Raw genomic sequence first — 18,911 nt, 5'->3', positions numbered from 1 at the left:
AGTATATATACTACTCGTCTTTCAAAAATTGTTTTTTTATTTTATCAAAGAAATCTATTAAAAATCTAAATCAACATAGCAAGTAGGAGGAGTAAATCCGGGAATATGGTCTTGCAACAGAGAGCGAAAGCTAGGTCGAGATTTTACTATGGCATACCAATGTCTTAGTATTAACCATTTATCCCAGTTAAGCTCTCCAAAATAGTCCAAAACTGATATATGGCATGCAGCTGCGATATCGGCACAACTTAAGCTATTTGAGGCAATAAAGCTCCTTCTCTCTAATAACGTTGAGATATAACCTAAATGATGGGATAAATTATTCCTAGCGGCCCTTAAAAAAGCTGTGCGCGGCCCTTGTAGTTGGCAAGAGGGCCTAACTATTTTCTCGTCCACAATAATTTTTGTTACTTCCAGATAAAATTTGTCATTGAACCAGCTAAGTAACCTACGAATTTCTCCTTTAACCTCTACATCTTCATCCATAAGATTAAAATTAGGATATTTCTCATTTAAATATTCAGTGATAGGATAAATTCCTGCTATAATTAAGGTAGAAGCCTCTTGTAATACCGGCAGAGTACCTGCGGGATTAAGTAATAAAAATCTCTTATTTCTTTGCCAATAATCTTCTTTAATTATAGTAAATGGAGCATCTAATTCCTTTAAAAATACCCGAACTTGACGCGATAATGGACAAATAGGATAATGGTATAATTTTCTCACTAAACCTCTTTTTTACAACTCAATAACTCTTTCCATCAATATTGGATAATTTAAACTTAAACATTGAAACGAAAATGTACTATATCTCCATCTTGCATTTTATACTCCTTGCCTTCTAGCCGCATTTTGCCCATTTCCTTGGCTTTTACTTCCCCTCCTAAATTTATATAGTCATTATAACTAATAACTTCAGCACGAATAAACCCTTGTTCAAAATCAGTATGAATTATACCTGCGGCCTTTGAAGCTAGAGTACCATTGCTAAAAGTCCATGCATGCGCTTCTTTAGGCCCAATAGTAAAAAAGCTTTTTAGATCTAATAAATCATATGCTTCCTTTATAATTTTACTTAAACCTGGCTCATGTAAACCTATACTATTTAAAAAATCTGATTTCTCTTCTTCATTATCTAATGCGGCAATATCTGCCTCAATTTTGGATGAAATAATTACATATTTTGCACTTTCCTCTGCGGCCTTATTTGCTATTAGTTTAGTAAAGTTATTTCCTAAAACCGCATCCTTTTCTAATACATTACAGGCATATAAAACTGGCTTAGAAGTTAATAGTTGTAACTGGTCTAAATCTGCTTTTTTGTAAGTACCTATAAGGCTGCGTGCTGGCTTACCTCTTACAAGCTGGGATTGTACTGCTTGTAGTAATTCGATTGAGTCTTTTAAAGCTTTATCGCCACTCTTTAAACGTTTTTCTGCACTTGCCAACCGCTTCTCCACTGATTCAAGATCTGCTAATATTAGTTCTGTCTCTATTATCTCAGCATCATCTATAGGATCAATTTTATTATAGACATGTGTAATATCTATATCCTCAAAACAACGCAATACATGCAAAATAGCATCTACCTCTCTTATATGAGATAAAAACTTATTACCCCGCCCTTCACCTTTACTCGCTCCTTTTACTAAACCCGCAATATCCACAAATTCTATATAAGCGGGAATCATTTTCTTTGAGCCAGCAATCAAAGCTAATTTTTGGAGACGATTATCCGGAACAGATACTACCCCTAAATTAGGTTCTATAGTACAAAAAGGATAATTAGCCGCTTCAGCTGCTATACTTGAAGTTAAAGCATTAAATAATGTAGATTTACCAACATTCGGCAACCCCACAATACCACATTTCAATGTCATAATTTTTATTTATAATATTTAGGTTCTATAAAGGAAAATGCATGCTTCACCTGTATATACTCGCTGAACTTCGTCTACCAACTCTTCAGGTGCGCGCAGTATACTCTTTGCCTTTTATTTTCAAGTTCAATGCTGGAAATCATTTGAGTATAGACACTCCATTTTTAAATTTTTCCCATTCTTTGGAAAGTACAAAATGAAAATTATCGGTAATTATTTTAATAGAACTTGCAATAATTTTACTTTCTGCTTGAGAAAAAGGTGCCAGAACATAATCTGCTACATTCTTATTGCAGCTGGGTCTACCTATACCAATTCTTATACGGTGATAATTATTTCCTATATGCTGATCTAGGGATTTTAAACCATTATGCCCCCCATTACCACCCCCTAATTTGTATTTAATGCGTCCAACTTCTAAATCAATGTCGTCGTGCAGGACAAAAATATCTTGTGCTTTAATATTATAATATGAACTCACCATCTGGACAGAGTGTCCAGATAAGTTCATATAGGTTAATGGCTTTGCTACTGATATTTTATGCCCATCTATTAACCATTGGGCAAGTTCCAATTGAAATTTTGATTTTATATTCCAAGACAAATTATATTGATGAGATAAAAAGTCAACCGCTATAAACCCAGCATTATGCCGTGTATTTTGATATTCTTTGCCTATATTCCCTAATCCAACAACAAGTATCATATAAAATCCCACAAATGCCCAACAAATCTCTCTGCTATTCTTGCTTTTTGGTAGGTAATTTGAATGAGATGAGGCACACAAAACCACAACGCACTAGGATGCAGCTAAAATAGACTTCCTGCATAAGTCGAAAATAGTTAAGGGGTTTTTAGGAACAACGAAGCTGAGCCGAGCTGCGTATAGAATAGACCATTAAGGTGCGTACCGAGTATTTATCTTCAAGCATGCATAGCTACTATGCTTTCCCCATACTATCGTGTATGTATCATAGTGATATAAACTATACATAGGCGATTGTTACAGAGCGGAAGCAAGTTTTGACGACAAAAACACCGACTAGATCGACTTATGCAGGAAGTCTATTATAAAACGAAACTCTTTATTTCCCCTTCGCTTCTACAGTTGGTGTTTCCTCCCCCTCTCCTTTACTGCCTTTACGTCCAATTATAGTAGCAAGGATAAAATCATTTTTAGATACCATTTCTGTCCCTTCAGGAAGTATTATGCTGCTTGCTTTTAAAGATTGCCCTATATGCATATTAGTAACATCAACAGTTATATTTTTAGGAATATTGTTAACATCACATAGAAGAAGTATAGTTCTTTTGATAATATTAAAAAACCCGCCTCTTTTGACTCCCAAAGCCCTATCTTTCCCTTCATAAACTACTGGTACTTCCATTTTTTGGATTTTTGCCTCTAAGTGAATAAAATCTACATGGCGTACTATATCGGTTATAGGGTGCAGCTGTACAGCCTTAGGCAGTACTTTATGTATGTTATTATCTATTTTTAACTGCACAACTGTGGAGATAAAACCAGCTTTTCTATAATGTTTTGTTATTTCTTTTTCTTCCACCGAAACGGCTAATATTTCTTTTCCTGCACCATATACTACTGCCGGTACATACCCTTTGTTACGCAGATCGCGTGCGCTACCTGTACCAAACTTTTCTCGTATTCTTGCTTCAAGTTCCAATGTTTCACTCATTCTTTTCTCCTAAGAGCTTTTAAACTGTGCGCGATGATAATACGAATTATTTCAAAACACAAGTATTAATTTAGCCGTTTTATAATTTCCGCTCGACTAAGCAAGGGTAAAAGAACCGACATTTCTGGTCCTGATTGCCTACCAGTGATAGCTAATCTCAACGGTAGGAATACCTCCTTACCTTTTTTACCTGTTACTTCCATAATTTTCTTAGTCCAAATACCCCAGCTATCTATTTCGATAGGTTTATCCTCTAGTAAATCTGCGGCTTGTTTTAAAAAACCTTTATCTAACTCTTCCCTCGTTAACTGCGTGTAACAAATGTTCCACCACTCTTTTATTTCGGGTAATTTCTGTAAATTAGCTCTCACCGCTAACCAAAAACTCTCATTTACTTCCTCACAGCCAATTTTACGTAAACGATCTTGCACTTCTTTAAAGCTAAGGCTAATTAATAATTTATGATTTAAACGTTCTAACTCCTCAGATAAATAAATAGTTGGGCTTTTGGACATATTAGTAATATCAAAACATTTTACTAACTCATCCAGATTTTTAAAAGGAGAAATAGGGGTTGAAGACCCAAGTAAGCTAAAGAAACTATTTATTGCCATCGGCTCTAGCCCAGATTCCTCCCTCAACGAGGCAATTTCAAATCCCCCTAATCTTTTAGAGATTTTTTCATCACGAGCTACCACTAAACTCAGATGTGCTAAGTTCGGTATTTTAGCTTCTAAGGCTTCAAACATTTGCACTTGTACTGCTGTATTAGTGACATGGTCTTCACCTCTAATAATATCCGTAATAGAGAAATCAATATCATCGATAACTGAACACAACATATAAGTCATACTATTATCCTCACGCACCACTATCGGATCGCTTAGATTCTTACCTTCGTATCTTATTTCCCCCTTAATCATATCTTGCCACCTTATGGCAGTATGAGATATTAAGAACCGGTAATGTGGCTTTTTTCCTTGCCTTATATAGTCGCTTATTTGTTCTTTAGTCAGCTGCAAAGAAGCACGATCATAAACTGGTGGCAATCCTTGCGATAATTGTAACTTTCTTTTCAAGCCCAGCTCTTCAGGAGTTTCAAAACAAGGATATAACCTATTTTTTTCCAATAATAATCTTTTAACAAACTCATACTTCTCGAGCCTAGTAGACTGAGCAAAGGTTTGATCCCAATTAAGTCCTAAAAATTTCAAATCTTCTTCAATTGCTTTTTTATACTCCTCTTTGCTACGCTCAAGGTCAGTATCATCAAATCTTAAAATAAACTTTCCATTATGCTGTCTAGCATATAACCAATTTATAAGGGCTGTCCTGCTATTACCTATATGCAGCATACCGGTAGGAGATGGAGCAAACCGTGTAATAATTTTTCTCATACTTCTATTATTCTTAATTCTACACACGCCAATTCAGGATAGGCCTTTTCTTATCCTGAAGGGAATCACACCATTAACATGCCACCATTAACATGAATGGTTTGTCCTGTAATGTAGGATGCTTTGCTACTTGCAAGAAATGCTACTATATTTGCTATATCTTCTGGCTGGCCAAAGGTTTTAAGAGGAATTTTCTGCATTATGGCTTCTTTTTGCATCTCGTTTAACTTATCAGTCATATTGGATTTGATAAAGCCTGGCGCAATGGCGTTAATAGTAATTCCTCTAGATGCTACTTCAGCTGCTAAGGATTTGGTCATCCCTATAAGCCCCGCTTTTGATGCACAATAATTTGCTTGTCCAGGATTACCAGAAACTGCAACGACCGATGCTATATTGATTATTCTACCATAACGTTCTTTAATCATTTTTTTTATTGCTTCACGGTTTAGAATAAAATTAGCTTTTAAATTGATATTTATCACTTGCTCAAACATTTCATTAGTCATCTTAATGGCTAACATATCCTTAGTAATACCAGCATTACAGATTAAAATGTCGATTTTCTCGAATTTACCTATCAAATTACTGCATTCCTCAGCATTAATAAGATTACATACCGCAATTGTATAATTATTCTGTAGAATTCCTCCCACTTCTTGTAATTTTTCTTCCTCACTCCCACTAATTATTACATGGCTACCCAAAATATGTAATAATTTGGCTATTGCCCCCCCAATTGCACCTGTTGCCCCTGTAATTAGAGATATCTTACCTGTCAAATCTATCATTTTATTATACCTCTTCGATTATTTCACTATCAAAAATAACATTATTAGTATGAGCAGATTTTTGCCTAATTACTTGTTGGATTTCATTACAGATCTCTGGGTGATCTTTTAGATATTGTTTAACATTTTCTCGTCCCTGCCCTATTCTAATTTCCTTATAAGAAAACCAGGAACCTGATTTTTCTATTATTTCTAATTTAACTCCTAAATCAATTATTTCTCCTTCTTTAGAAATGCCCTGGCCATATATAATATCAAAATCAGCAGTTTTAAATGGCGGAGACACTTTATTTTTTACCACTTTAACCTTAGTTTGACTACCAATCAATTCTTCCTTATCTTTAATTGTTGAAATTTTTCTAATATCTAGTCTAATTGAGGCGTAAAATTTTAAGGCATTGCCCCCTGTGGTGGTTTCTGGGCTACCAAACATTACCCCTATTTTCATCCTAATTTGGTTAATGAAAATGATAATACAATTAGTTTTTGAAATAGAAGCAGTTAATTTTCGAAGGGCTTGGCTCATTAATCTAGCTTGTAGCCCCATATGCGAATCCCCCATTTCTCCTTCTATTTCTGCTTTAGGTACAAGAGCAGCTACGCTATCTATCACGATCATATCAATAGCACCGGAACGTACTAAAGTATCCGTGATCTCTAATGCTTGTTCTCCTGTATCTGGCTGAGAAATAATAAGTTCATCAATATTAACTCCCAGTTTTTTAGCATAAGTTGGGTCTAGCGCATGTTCAGCATCAATAAAAGCACAAGTACCGCCTTGTTTTTGTGATTCTGCAATTACGTGAAGAGTTAAGGTAGTTTTCCCTGAACTTTCTGGACCAAATATCTCAATAATTCGCCCTTTGGGTAAACCACCAATACCTAGAGCAATATCAAGACCAATAGAACCTGTGGGTATAGCTTCTATATTTACAGCACGACGTTGACCGAGCTTCATAACCGAGCCTTTACCATAATTTTTTTCAATTTGGCTCAAGGCAGCCTGAAGAGCTTTTTCTTTATCCATAATTATTTCATTTTCTTAAAATATTTTAGATTAAATTTATAAAGTAACATCTCAAGGAAATCTACCTAAATAAATAATATATTTTATTCAATGGATTTCAAGAGTTGTTATTTTACCTAAACTTGAGGTATGTTAATTTGAGGGTTTATCAGTTTTTTGGCTCCTACTCACTTCTTCTACCGTAATGTCCATAGAAAATACATTTTACTCTTGACTATTTGTGCTCATACTTTTATCATGAGCAGCGGTTTATGAATAAAAATTAGAAAAAATTGGGTAACCGTGGCTAAAAAGAATAAAAATGTTTTAGTAAGACTGGTAAGTACTGCTGGTACAGGGTATTTTTTGGTAAAAAAGCGTAATCCTAAAACTCAAACAGAGAAATTATCATTTAGGAAATATGATCCTGTCGTGCGGAAGCATGTTCCTTTTAAAGAAGAAAAGATTAAATAGTTAATAGAAAATTATTATGGCAACAAAAATACGTTTGGCAAGAGGAGGAGCAAAAAAACGCCCTCATTATAGGGTAGTGATAGCAAACTCCACCGCCCCTAGAGATGGGGACTTCTTAGAGAAAGTAGGGACCTATAATCCAATGCTGATCAGGGGAGAGGAAGGCAGAGTAATCCTCAAATCTGATCGTATAGAATATTGGTTAGGTACTGGTGCTCAACCTACTGAACGAGTGGCAAGATTCATTGAAGAAGCTGGTATAGCGCTTCCAGCCTCAATCAAAAAGAAAATGGAAATAAAAATTAAAAACCGCAAGGCAAAACCTCCTAAAAAAGAATCAAAAAAAGCTTGATAGACCTCTTTTGAAATTAGCTTCTGGTAGGGAATTTGAAGTCAGCTTTATGCGCAAAGGCGCAGTGCACTCGGGGGCAGCTGACGTCTCAAATCTCGATGTGTCGTGCAAGTTATCTGCTTAATACAAGTTTTGAACGAGATCTACTTTAGGATTATCTTCTGCCGGATTAGCTCAGTGGTAGAGCAATCGCCTTGTAAGCGATAGGTCGTCAGTTCAAATCCGACATCCGGCACCAGTAAATATTTTGCACTTTAGAGTAGATTGCTTTCCTTCACAGAACCTAGCGTGCCCACCCGTTTTACAAATTACTAGTACGATACGAATTATGCAAGAAGTCTAATGTACAAGACATGTTATTTATTATGTCCAATTCTATTATTTATAGGCTACTTCAATACCTAAGACATTATAGACTAGATTTAACAATTGTTATGCTAGCGTTAGTATGGGTGTCGATTTCTTTATTAGCATTAGGTAGTAGCTTTAAGCAATTAGTTGATAATGGTTTACAACAGAATTACTTGCAATCAATTGACCGCTCCATATTATTTATTATTATATTAATAGTGATCTTTGGGATAAGCAGTTTTTTTCGTTCTTATTTTATAAATAAAGTAGCAGAAAAAGTAGTAAATCAAATTAAGAAAGAAGCTTATAATAATATAATTAACTTACCCATTACTGCTTTTGAAGAATTAAAAATAGGCGACATTATTTCGCGCTTAACTACAGATATAGAATTGCTTTCTAAGCTTATTATTAACTTTCTATCTTTTTTTATTCGTAATTCCTTAATGTTAATTGGAGGCATTATTTTAATGTTTTGGCAAAGCCCTAAACTTGCCTTTCTAGTAGTATTTACTATACCCATATTATTATTTCCACTAATACAATTCGGTCAGTATGTAAGAAATTTATCAAAAAAAGTACTCCAATTACAAGCAGATATTACCTCGAACTTAGAAGAAAGTATTACAAATATTACGGTTATCCAAGCTTTTAATCAACAACCTAATAAAGCTTTACACTTTAATAAACAAATTACTAATTATTTAGAATATGCCGCTAGTCGATTTAAAATACGATCTATTTTTTTTGCGCTAACTATTTCAGGGATATTATTTTCTATAACTATAGTAATCTGGGTAGGCAGTAGAGATATATTGCAGGGAAATTTAACCGCCGGTCAAATGGTATCTTTTATTTACTATGCTATTGTCGCCGGGCTAAGCAGTGGAGGAATTTTCGATCTTTTAAGTGAAACACATTCTTCTATAGCTGCCTCAGAACGGATTTTCGCTCTTATCGATTACAACCAGGATCAAGACCATAGACTTCTTCCCCAGCTCGCATCTAGTAGGGAGAGAAGCCCATTGTACCAACCACCAGCTCGAGGCGAACTGGGAAAAAGCTCTAATAATAACAGCAAAAATAATTTGGTGGATATTGAGTTTGAGAATGTCAGTTTTGTCTACCCTTCCAGAGCGGATTCGTTAATCTTTAAGGATTTATCTTTTAGTATCCCTCAAGGCCAATTTATCGGGATAGTGGGCAGAACGGGGTCCGGCAAAAGTACAATTATGCAATTATTATTGAAATTTTATTCTCTTGCCAATGGAGCAATTAAAATTATGGGGCAAGATATAGCAAAAACTAGCACCCAGCAAATTAGACAATTAATTGGCTATATCCCCCAGGAGCCTAGTATTTTTTCTGGAACCCTTAGATCAAATATAGCTTTTGTAAAACCTGATGCTACAGAACAAGAAATAATTACCGCTGCTGATATTAGTGGCATAATGGATTTTGCTAAAAATTTTAACCACGGATTGGATACTCAAATTGGCGAAAAAGGAGTAAGGTTGTCAGGGGGACAAAAACAAAAAATAGCTATTAGTAGAGCTATTCTTCACCACCCTGAAATTTTACTTTTAGATGAAGGGATGAGTGCATTAGACAGCGAAAATGAACAAAGATTGTTTAATAAATTACGAGAATTTATGAAAGGAAAAACTATATTATCTATAGCCCATCGAATTTCTAGTATAGAGCAGGCAGATGAGATATTAGTTATTGACCAGGGCGCATTAGTGGCAAGAGATACTCATCAAAAATTACTAAAAAATTGTGATATTTATCAAATTTTGTGTAAAGAACAACAGATAGCTTGAACTATTCACTCTACCTCTTCCTAATAAGTTGATATTATGTCACAAAATAACACAAAACTTATTATATTCCCTAAATATTCTATAATAAAAACTACTATCTCACTTATTTGCCTTGAATATCGTATAACGCAAGTTATAATGGCCTAACATAAAAATGAGGTTTATTATGAAAAATTTATTAGTAGCTATTTTGACTTTCGCTTTCTCACTATCCGCTTTTGCTGTCGAACCACAGGTAGAGCCCAAAGAAGATAATAAGAATGCTGAAGCAATAGTAGTACCAGAAGAACAACTGGATCAAGTAAAGCCAGTTGTGACTAAAGAGCTCAAGAAGTAAATTTTGCCCTTCAAGCAGTAATTGAATAATCCTTGAATTTCAAGCGCTTTAATTTTGTTGTGAGCCAATAGGCATATGACAGTAGAGATATTATTAGGCATATAAACCTTATAGTAATATGCTCTAACAATTTCAAGAATTTATAGTGTTGTCGCGTGCCTAAGGCTTTGCGGGTGTCCCCTATACGTGTATATATGCTGCAGTCTTAGGGTATGTTGACACACCTAGTGCTTCTGGAAATTGAGCGAGTATACGCAATGGATTTCAAGAGCCATCATTTTATTTGCCAGGGGTGAGCGCGCGGAGCGTACAACTAAGTACGTGAGCACGCGAAACTTTGATCAAATGAAAAAACAACTCTTGAAAGGCGAAGAGTATATACTCTCTTAATCTTAAGAATCCTCATTGAACCTCTTTCAAAATCGTATCGAGCGGGTAATTTGCACGTCGGATCTAAGCTCAAGCCCCCAGCTGCACCCTAAGTGCGCTGCGGTTTTGGGCTCCGGGTTGCACGTAAAACCGCTACCAGAAGCTTGTTTTGTGCCAGGTCTACTTACAAAACAATTCGGCAAAGTGAGCAGTATAGTCAATTCAGGAGAATTTGGTGCTAGGAGCGATGGTAGCGCCTATATATAATAGGCAAGCATTGAGTGACGATGTCACCAACTTCTCATCAATTGACTATATATACTCGGTCAACTTCAAGAATTGGCGTCGTCATGCCCTAAAGATCTGCGCTGCTCACGTACTATAGTACGCTGCGCTTCTCGACTTTGACACTCCTAGCTCTTCTTGAAGTTGATTCTATCGTCTACCCACTCTTCAGTTACGAGCAGTATATCTCAAATCTGGCTTCTCTATATTATAAACCCAAACAACTTTTTGATCTTAGTAAGAGTTTTATTAGCTGGAATCCTAGCTTGTTCTGCTCCATGCCTTAGAACATTTATTAAATAATCCTGATTGCTCATTAATTCTACATATTTATCCCTAATAGGTGCGAGAGTAACGATAAGCACCTCCGTTAAATCCTGTTTAAATTTAGCAAAACCACTATTACTATACTCTAATACTATTGTATCAATAGAGTGACCTGTGAAGCTGGAGTACATATCGATTAAATTACTAATTTCTGGCCTGCTTGCACTATCATAGCTAATTTCGGTTAAATTATCTGTTTTAGCTTTTTTAATCTTCTGCACAATTTGATCAGCGCTATCACTTAAATTAATCCTCGATAGATCTGATGGATCAGATTTACTCATTTTTTTCCGCCCATCTTTTAAGCTCATTATTCTTGCGTGTGAGCTTTGAATTACCGCTTCAGGTAATTTAAATATTTCCTGATTAAATTTTCTATTAATTACCACTGTAATATCTCTGGTAAGTTCTAAATGTTGTTTTTGATCTTCTCCCACCGGGACTATATCGGGATTATATAATAATATATCAGCTGCCATTAACACTGGATAAGAAAATAACCCTAAGCCTGCATTTTCCTGATCACCTCCGGTCTTCACTTTAAATTGAGTCATACGTTTAAGCCATCCTATGGGAGTCACGCAGTTTAATATCCAAGCAAGCTCGGCATGTTCTTTAACCATACTTTGGGCAAATATAATTGTCTTTTCGGGGCTAAGACCGGTAGCTATATACATAGCAGCAGTTTGTAGGATCGAGGTATTTAGTTCTATAGGTGACCTATCTATAGTTATAGAATGCATATCCGCTAAAAAGAAGAGGCAATCATATTCATCTTGTACTTTTAGCCAATTACTAACTGCCCCTAAATAATTTCCTAAATGTAAGCTACCGGTCACTTGAGAACCTGATACGGCGATTTTTTTCATGCAATTTCTCCTGAATTTGTATTGCTGCGCATAAAGAGATTAAATTATAATTTGGTTAGAGAAAATTTTATGCTATATATTATAACCACATTTGATATAAGAATAAAGATATATACTCGGTGAACTTCGTATACCAACTCTTCAGTTACGAGCAGTATACTCTTGGGATCTAAGTTCTGCGAAGGAAATTTTTAATAAATATAATAGATTAAGTATGTTTTGGCGATTAAGAATATTAATGTTTTATGCATTACTTGCTATTTTTACTAGTATATTTTTTATTATATGTTATGTGCCTGTAACGTTTTGTAAGATTAATTATAATATCCGATATAAAATTGGAGTTATTTTTTCTTATGCCTTTATCTGGCTTGCCAGAATTTGCTGTAGTTTAAGATATCAAGTTTCTGGTTTAGAAAAATTACCCTCTGGACCTTCCATATTAGTAGCTAATCACCAATCCTTTTGGGAGCAGGTATATATGCAATTAATTATCCCGAAGCACTCCTGGGTATTAAAAAAAGAATTATTTAAGATTCCCTTATTTGGTTGGGGGCTACGAATGGTTAAACCAATTGCTGTAGACCGTAATTCTAATATTTCAGTAGGACAAATTTTAAAGGAAGGACAACAAAAGCTGCAAAGCGGATTATGGTTGATCATCTTTCCGGAATCTACCCGAGTTACGCCAGAAAAAACGGTCAAATTTAAACCCAGCGCTGCTAAATTAGCTACATTAGTAAAAGTTCCTATAGTCATGATGGCTCACAATGCAGGTGCCTATTGGCCTAAAGGTTTTTGGATTAAAAAACCTGGTACTATTCAAGTGAAAATTATTGATGTGATTCCTATTGAAGAAATCGCTAGGACCGATGCACGAGAGCTGACCGAGAAGATGGAACAAATGATTAATAAAGAAAAACAGTTATTATTTGAGCAAACTTTACCGTAAGGTTTGTGAAAGAAATTTTGAAGTTCAAGAGGGTAGAATACCCAGGTATGCGTTGCGGTTTGGGGCGAACAGTCTCGTTCAAATTCCCTGCGCGATGCGAGTTTCGAAAGAAGTAATTCCCCTACTCAATGCGAGCTGGTGACAAAAGGTCTAATTTATTTATTCTGGCTCTTTTGCTCATTTATTAATTCTCTAGCTTTAGCTAACCTTACGAAACGGGCAAAAGCCAATATTATAGAATCAACAAAGCCATCGAAACCAAATACAAAGTACCGTCTGATAAAAAATGTTTTTAAAAAATAGAAAATTAATTCTGTAGCAATCCTTATTTTAGAGGGTGCTCGGCCGAGTTTTAAAAGGTCCTTTGCTTGTTCAGAGGAGTAGAAATTTGCTTTCGTTATTAACTGTTCAATTGATACCCCAGACCTATGATAAATTATTCCATTTAAATTATATATTTTACCGGTAGTATCAATATTGCTGTTTAATAATACTGAGTCATGAGTAGTAGCGCTAGTGGTATTATTAGCAAAGCTACCATATTTGCGATTATATAACCTTATACATTTATTATAAGGAGCAAAATATGAGACAGTATTATCCTTGCGGTGTAAGATCATAATTTTAGTTTGATATGCAAAATAATTATCTTGCATATTGGAAGCGAATATAAATTCTATTTCATCTTGCAGCTCTTGCGACAGTTCTTCATCAGCATCAATATTTATTATCCAGTTATTTTGACATAAATTTTCGCCAAAAGCTTTTTGTTTGACATATCCCTGCCATTCATTAAAAACTACTTGAGCTCCCAATGTTTCAGCAATTTGTATAGTTTCGTCAGTACTGCCGCTATCAATAATAATAATTTCTTCTACTATTGACTTCAGGCTATTGATAGCTTTAGCTATTCTGCTAGCCTCATTCTTAGTAATAATAAACGCTGATAGTTTGATCATAAATATTTAAGTAAATCTGAGTTCGACATTAAGTATCATGCTCTCGCCTGTGGGTATTGGCTAGACGAAAGCCAGCTTCAGACAAAGCCAGCAGAATTCAAGTTAAAGAACGCAGCGTAAATATAAATAACGTGAGAATCTAAGAACTTGCCCAGGGGTAAGATAAAAACATTAGGTGTTTACTTTAACAAACTTTTGTTTCACAGAATGCCAAATATAATTAACATTTACTACCTTGATTTCTGTAACCGTTATATCTCCATTTGGTAATTGGGCAACATCAAATCCTTGTTGCGTAGCTTCAGTAATTAAGGTTGCGGCTTGACAGATATATTTAACGTCAGAAAAAGGATAATCAGAAATTATTGAATTTTGATTTTGGTATTTTTCAGTAGTAGCAATAGGAGTATTTTTGTCTTCCATTCTATTCGCTTTTAAAGATAGTCTTTTACTTATCTTATAACATTTTTAGAATAAGCTAGCAAGTTTTGTTTGTTATTTTATTAATTTTACGTATGTTATTTGTTGTAATAGCCCCTTCTATAATTTAAAACGATTAAGGGTAAGTGGTTGATTCTATTTCAATTATAGGTAATTTGAGAATTTAATCATAAGACTTCCTACATAAGTCGCAAAAGCGCTCGGGGTTTTTAGGAAAAACGAAGCCGAGCCCCACAATGAGCAAGGTTATATATGAGGAGCGGAAGGGCCACGTTTTGACAAAAAAATCATCCACTAGCCCCCCTCTCTCTTCCCTAGATCGACTTATGCAAGAAGTCTATAAAAATTAATCAGCTTTTGCAGTGGAGTAACTATTGTGCTAGAAAGGTATGGTTTTTTAAAGACTACAAGAGGACCGTTTCTTTATTTTTTAAGGAAAAAAAAAATTCAGGTAATTACTTTAGCTTTCTTATGTATAGCCTTAGGGATAGTTCCGACTATTGATAGCGTATTATTACAAAAAATTATCAATTTAATAGAAACCTTTTCTGACAAAAAAGGAAATAATCTACCCTCTTTAATGAGATTTTGGGCGCTAATATATGCTATTTGGTGGATGGGGATCACTATCATATGGCGAGCCTATGATTATCTTTATCTCAAGACAATGCCCTATATTAAAGGACAAATTTTAGATGAAATGTATAATTACACCCAATATCATCATCATAAATTTTTTCAAGAAAACCTAGCCGGGCACATTACTAATCGCATTACTGAAGCCGCTAGAGCTTTTGAGATGGTATTATCTTTAGTGGGCGAAAAAATTCTCTATAAAACATCTATCATTATATTTGCGTTCGTTACTATGTATTTAGTAAATCAAGTATTTGCCACTATCTTTCTGATATGGATTAGTTTTTTTGTAGGTATTAGCATCTTTTATTCTGACATAATTAATAAATATTCAGGAAATTATGCGCGTACTCGAGCAGTAGTTGCAGGTAGCATCGTTGATGCAATCGCAAATATTAGTGCCGTTCGTATGTTTACCTCTCATAAATTTGAACGCCAAAATTTAGAAGTAAGAATAAGTGATTCAGTAGATAGTGAACAAATTATGCAATTTTTTATGTTCAAATTACGTATAGTGCTTGGAACATCTTGTTGCGTCATGATTTTTATGATTATTTATTACTTAGCAGAACTGCGTAGTCAATCGCTAATCACTATAGGAGATTGTGTATTAATTTTAACCCTTTGTACCGCTGTTAGTACCGAGGTTTGGGATCTTACCCAAGAAGTAGGGGATATGTTTGAAGAACTTGGCTCGTTCAATCAAAGTATGTCCTTAATGAGCCCTTATATACTGACAGATATAGAACACGCTAAAACTTTAAAAGTTTCTGCAGGGGAAATAATATTTAATAATGTTACCTTCAATTATTACCACAATAATAATTTATTTCAAGATAAGTCTATTAAAATCGGCAGTAAACAAAAGCTCGGATTGGTGGGCTTTTCTGGCTCAGGAAAATCTACCTTTGTCAATCTTATTATTAGGCTACATGACATTAGCAAAGGTGAGATATTAATCGATGGGCAAAATATTAGAAATGTAACGCAAGATTCGTTAAGAGAAAATATTAGTGTAATCCCCCAAGAAGCTATTTTGTTTCATAGAACAATACTCGAAAATATACGATATGGCAAAAAAGAAGCCACGTTAGAGGAGGTCATTGAAACGGCAAAAGCAGCACATATACATGAATTCATCAATAGTTTACCAGAGGGTTATAATAGTTTATGTGGAGAAAGAGGTAATAACCTATCAGGTGGGCAAAGACAAAGAATAATAATAGCTAGAGCTATATTAAAAAATGCACCCATTTTAATTCTTGACGAGGCCACCAGTAGTTTAGATAGTAAAACTGAAGAGTTGATTGATGCTTCATTAAGATATTTAATGCAAAATAAAACGGTAATAGTAATAGCCCATAGGCTCTCTACTTTATTAAATATGGATAGAATCTTGGTGTTTGAAGAAGGTAATATTGTAGAGGAAGGATCACATACGGAATTATTAAAGAATAGTAAATTATATAAAAAATTATGGAACTCGCAAGTAAAAGGGTTAATAGTATAAAATAAAATTAAATTTTCATCTTATAGTTGAAAAAATTGATGATTTTTATATTGTAATGTAATATTATTTTATATATCATAAGGAATATTTTTTTAATCACTTCAATTAACAGGAATTTAACATGCAAGTGTTTGTGGGGAAAGCTGCCCCAGATTTTACAGCTAAAGCTATTATGCCTGATAATAGTATAGAATCTGAATTTAACTTTAAAAACTATGCGAGCGATCATAAAGTTGTCTTATTTTTCTATCCACTTGATTTTACTTTTGTATGTCCTTCAGAAATTATAGCCTTTAATAATAGGCTAAGTGAATTTACTGAGAGAAATACTAAATTAATTGCAATAAGTGTAGATTCTCATTTTTCTCATCTAGCTTGGAAGAATACCCCTTATAATAAGGGAGGGGTTGGTGATATACAATTTCCTATGGTGTCTGATATCAATAAAACTGCCACAGAGCATTATAATATACTGCATGAGGAAGGAATATCGTTACGGGGCACTTTTATCATAGACGAAAAATTTATAGTCCGGCATTTATCAGTCAATGATTTACCAATTGGACGAAATGTGGATGAAGTATTAAGACTAATAGATGCGATAGAATATAATACCAAGCATGGAGAAGTATGTCCTGCTGGCTGGAATAAAGGTGATGAGGGCATCAACCCTTCTCATAAAGGGATAGCGCATTATTTAGCTTCTAATGCAGAAAAATTATAACAATATACAGTTTAAAGCCAAGCAGTAAAACTTAGTATATTACAAAATAAAAACGTAAAAATGGCTAAAATTCTTTTCAAGTTCTGAGTAAGACTTAAAGGGTAGATTGAAATAAACCTTCTAGTTTATCATAAGACAAATAATAAATAACAGGTATGAACCAAAGACGAATGCTAATTTAAATCTTTTGCACGCCTTATATTGTTCTTCCTATTTTCCAAAATGGAATTCCCTGTGGAAATAGGAGAAGTAAATAATAGACCTCCTGCATAAGTTAAAGGAGCCCTTCAGGATTTGTAGCAGGAGTTTTAGAAGCAATAAAAAGCTAGCTGCTAGAACTTACATAGACGTACGTGAGCAGCTTAGAATTTCTAAACACAAATGCTACTTCTTAAAGCTTCTATGGTATATATACTGCTCGTACTTCAAGAATTGGATTTTATTTTAAATGGCGAGCGCGCGCAGCGTACGTGAGCACGTGAGTCCATGATAAAATAAAAAAACAATTTTTGAAAGACGAGCAGTATACCTCCTATAGAATTGAGATACTATAATTAAAGAGGATGAGTGCTGAAAGACCTATTTTTAAATAACCAGCTACAGCATTCTTGCTCAAAAGAAACAATTGATATTTTACGATTAATCAGAAGTGAAAATGTTGGGCCTAGAACCTTTTGGGGATTAATGGAGGTATTTGGTAATGCAAGCGTAGCTATAGAAAATATACAAGAATTTTCTTTACGAGGGGGAAGGCCTAAGCCCGTAAGAGTATTTTCACAAAATGACGCGATTAAAGAGTTGGAATTATTAGCAAAAAATAATGCTCAACTTATTACCTATAAATCTTCAACCTATTCAAAACTACTGGCAGAAATTTTTGATCCTCCTCCTATATTAAGTTATAAAGGAAATATTGAGTTATTATCGCATGAAAGCTGCTTAGCAATTGTTGGAGCAAGAAACGCCTCAGCAAATGGCAGAGCCTTTGCTGCTAAACTTACTTCAAGTTTAATAGAATTAGGTTATATAACGATTTCTGGGTTGGCACGAGGGATTGATACGGCGGTGCATCAAGTTGATACTACCAAAACAATAGGGGTAATAGCAGGAGGAATTGACCATATCTATCCACTAGAAAATATGAAACTATTTGAACAAATTGAACATAATGGCTTGATCATTGCAGAATTACCTATAGGCTCAAAGCCATTAGCTCAACATTTTCCCCAACGTAATAGGTTAATTTCTGGTTTGTCCCTTGGTACCTTAGTAATAGAAGCAAGTTTAAAGTCCGGTTCTTTAATAACCTCGAAATTTGCTTTACAGCAAAATAGAGAAGTATTTGCGGTGCCAGGGTTCCCTTTAGACCCTAGATGCCAAGGTACTAATAAACTTATTAAGGAAGGGGCACATATAGTGGAATCGGTACAAGATATAATCAATAACCTACCCTCCTTTGTCAATGTGATCAGCAAAGCCAAAGATATCGCACAAGATTCGGCAGTCACTAGCCCATTTAAAACGCTGGATATAAAATATAATAATTTAATAACTAACGATATGCGAATAAAAGTTCAAGATCTTTTATCTGCCACCCCAATAGATTTTGATTGTTTACATAATGAAACACAGCTATCTCTACAAATTATATATATGATAATATTAGAATTAGAGTTAGCGGAAAAAGTTATTAGATATCCAGGTAATAAAATTGCTTTAATTTATAATTAA

At 34.6% G+C, this 18,911-nt stretch carries 19 protein-coding genes and 1 tRNA gene; 10 read left to right on the top strand and 10 right to left on the bottom strand.

Features of this window, described 5'->3' with window-relative positions; all coding sequences use genetic code 11:
• Nucleotides 1-57 precede the first annotated feature (57 nt).
• From AAGD44_RS07475 to recA, 7 genes are all read right to left on the bottom strand, one after another.
• Complete coding sequence (locus AAGD44_RS07475) at nucleotides 58-726, bottom strand: glutathione S-transferase family protein (protein WP_341764039.1); 669 nt, start codon at nucleotides 724-726, stop codon at nucleotides 58-60.
• 56 nt (nucleotides 727-782) lie between these two features.
• The gene (ychF, locus tag AAGD44_RS07470; RefSeq protein ID WP_341764038.1) at nucleotides 783-1,880 is read right to left on the bottom strand and encodes a redox-regulated ATPase YchF; all 1,098 of its coding nucleotides are present in this window, start codon (nucleotides 1,878-1,880) and stop codon (nucleotides 783-785) included.
• Between the two features lie 139 nt (nucleotides 1,881-2,019).
• Nucleotides 2,020-2,586 (bottom strand): aminoacyl-tRNA hydrolase, encoded by a 567-nt coding sequence (pth, locus tag AAGD44_RS07465; RefSeq protein ID WP_341764037.1) that lies wholly within the window; start codon nucleotides 2,584-2,586, stop codon nucleotides 2,020-2,022.
• Nucleotides 2,587-2,965: 379 nt separating this feature from the next.
• A complete protein-coding gene (locus AAGD44_RS07460; RefSeq protein ID WP_341764036.1) occupies nucleotides 2,966-3,577 on the bottom strand; it encodes a 50S ribosomal protein L25/general stress protein Ctc in 612 nt (203 codons plus the stop codon).
• A gap of 65 nt (nucleotides 3,578-3,642) precedes the next feature.
• Nucleotides 3,643-4,974: a glutamate--tRNA ligase gene (gene gltX, locus AAGD44_RS07455; protein ID WP_341764035.1), complete on the bottom strand. Its 1,332-nt coding sequence runs from the start codon at nucleotides 4,972-4,974 to the stop codon at nucleotides 3,643-3,645.
• A gap of 65 nt (nucleotides 4,975-5,039) precedes the next feature.
• Complete coding sequence (gene fabG / locus AAGD44_RS07450; protein ID WP_341764034.1) at nucleotides 5,040-5,765, bottom strand: 3-oxoacyl-ACP reductase FabG; 726 nt, start codon at nucleotides 5,763-5,765, stop codon at nucleotides 5,040-5,042.
• Nucleotides 5,766-5,769: 4 nt separating this feature from the next.
• Entirely contained in the window at nucleotides 5,770-6,792 is a 1,023-nt protein-coding gene (recA, locus tag AAGD44_RS07445; RefSeq protein WP_341764033.1) for a recombinase RecA, read from the bottom strand.
• 282 nt (nucleotides 6,793-7,074) lie between these two features.
• On the opposite strand from recA, the gene rpmG reads away from it, so the two are divergent.
• The 6 genes from rpmG to AAGD44_RS07415 all read left to right on the top strand — a co-directional run bounded on the left by rpmG (nucleotide 7,075) and on the right by AAGD44_RS07415 (nucleotide 10,862).
• A complete protein-coding gene (gene rpmG, locus AAGD44_RS07440) occupies nucleotides 7,075-7,245 on the top strand; it encodes a 50S ribosomal protein L33 (protein ID WP_341764032.1) in 171 nt (56 codons plus the stop codon).
• A 16-nt stretch (nucleotides 7,246-7,261) separates the two neighbouring features.
• Nucleotides 7,262-7,597: a 30S ribosomal protein S16 gene (gene rpsP / locus AAGD44_RS07435; RefSeq protein WP_341764031.1), complete on the top strand. Its 336-nt coding sequence runs from the start codon at nucleotides 7,262-7,264 to the stop codon at nucleotides 7,595-7,597.
• Nucleotides 7,598-7,760: 163 nt separating this feature from the next.
• Nucleotides 7,761-7,835, top strand: a tRNA-Thr gene (locus AAGD44_RS07430).
• Between the two features lie 127 nt (nucleotides 7,836-7,962).
• Complete coding sequence (locus tag AAGD44_RS07425; RefSeq protein WP_341764030.1) at nucleotides 7,963-9,771, top strand: ABC transporter ATP-binding protein; 1,809 nt, start codon at nucleotides 7,963-7,965, stop codon at nucleotides 9,769-9,771.
• Nucleotides 9,772-9,937: 166 nt separating this feature from the next.
• A complete protein-coding gene (locus tag AAGD44_RS07420) occupies nucleotides 9,938-10,108 on the top strand; it encodes a hypothetical protein (RefSeq protein ID WP_341764029.1) in 171 nt (56 codons plus the stop codon).
• 616 nt (nucleotides 10,109-10,724) lie between these two features.
• Nucleotides 10,725-10,862 carry a hypothetical protein gene (locus AAGD44_RS07415; protein WP_341764028.1) on the top strand — a complete coding sequence of 46 codons (138 nt, stop codon included), beginning with the start codon at nucleotides 10,725-10,727 and terminating at the stop codon, nucleotides 10,860-10,862.
• A 103-nt stretch (nucleotides 10,863-10,965) separates the two neighbouring features.
• Here AAGD44_RS07415 and trpS read toward each other — a convergent pair whose 3' ends face one another.
• Nucleotides 10,966-11,958, bottom strand: a complete 993-nt coding sequence (gene trpS, locus AAGD44_RS07410; protein WP_341764027.1) for a tryptophan--tRNA ligase — start codon at nucleotides 11,956-11,958, stop codon at nucleotides 10,966-10,968.
• A gap of 214 nt (nucleotides 11,959-12,172) precedes the next feature.
• Between trpS and AAGD44_RS07405 the strand changes: the two genes are divergently transcribed.
• Nucleotides 12,173-12,910, top strand: a complete 738-nt coding sequence (locus tag AAGD44_RS07405) for a lysophospholipid acyltransferase family protein (protein WP_341764026.1) — start codon at nucleotides 12,173-12,175, stop codon at nucleotides 12,908-12,910.
• Between the two features lie 155 nt (nucleotides 12,911-13,065).
• On the opposite strand, the gene AAGD44_RS07400 is transcribed toward AAGD44_RS07405, so the two are convergent.
• Nucleotides 13,066-13,869 (bottom strand): glycosyltransferase family 2 protein, encoded by an 804-nt coding sequence (locus tag AAGD44_RS07400; RefSeq protein ID WP_341764025.1) that lies wholly within the window; start codon nucleotides 13,867-13,869, stop codon nucleotides 13,066-13,068.
• A gap of 171 nt (nucleotides 13,870-14,040) precedes the next feature.
• On the bottom strand, nucleotides 14,041-14,292 hold the full coding sequence (locus AAGD44_RS07395) for a DUF2671 domain-containing protein (RefSeq protein WP_341764024.1): 252 nt from the start codon (nucleotides 14,290-14,292) through the stop codon (nucleotides 14,041-14,043).
• 394 nt (nucleotides 14,293-14,686) lie between these two features.
• On the opposite strand from AAGD44_RS07395, the gene AAGD44_RS07390 reads away from it, so the two are divergent.
• The 3 genes from AAGD44_RS07390 (at nucleotide 14,687) to dprA (ending at nucleotide 18,911) form a co-directional block, all read left to right on the top strand.
• On the top strand, nucleotides 14,687-16,456 hold the full coding sequence (locus AAGD44_RS07390; protein WP_341764023.1) for an ABC transporter ATP-binding protein: 1,770 nt from the start codon (nucleotides 14,687-14,689) through the stop codon (nucleotides 16,454-16,456).
• Nucleotides 16,457-16,577: 121 nt separating this feature from the next.
• A complete protein-coding gene (locus tag AAGD44_RS07385) occupies nucleotides 16,578-17,180 on the top strand; it encodes a peroxiredoxin (protein WP_341764022.1) in 603 nt (200 codons plus the stop codon).
• A gap of 567 nt (nucleotides 17,181-17,747) precedes the next feature.
• On the top strand, nucleotides 17,748-18,911 hold the full coding sequence (gene dprA / locus AAGD44_RS07380) for a DNA-processing protein DprA (RefSeq protein WP_341764021.1): 1,164 nt from the start codon (nucleotides 17,748-17,750) through the stop codon (nucleotides 18,909-18,911).

Origin of the sequence: Candidatus Tisiphia endosymbiont of Beris chalybata, assembly GCF_964026555.1 — a bacterium.
GTDB lineage: Bacteria > Pseudomonadota > Alphaproteobacteria > Rickettsiales > Rickettsiaceae > Tisiphia.
Note: the sequence above shows the minus strand (reverse complement) of the source record. Positions and strands in the feature narration are given on the sequence as shown.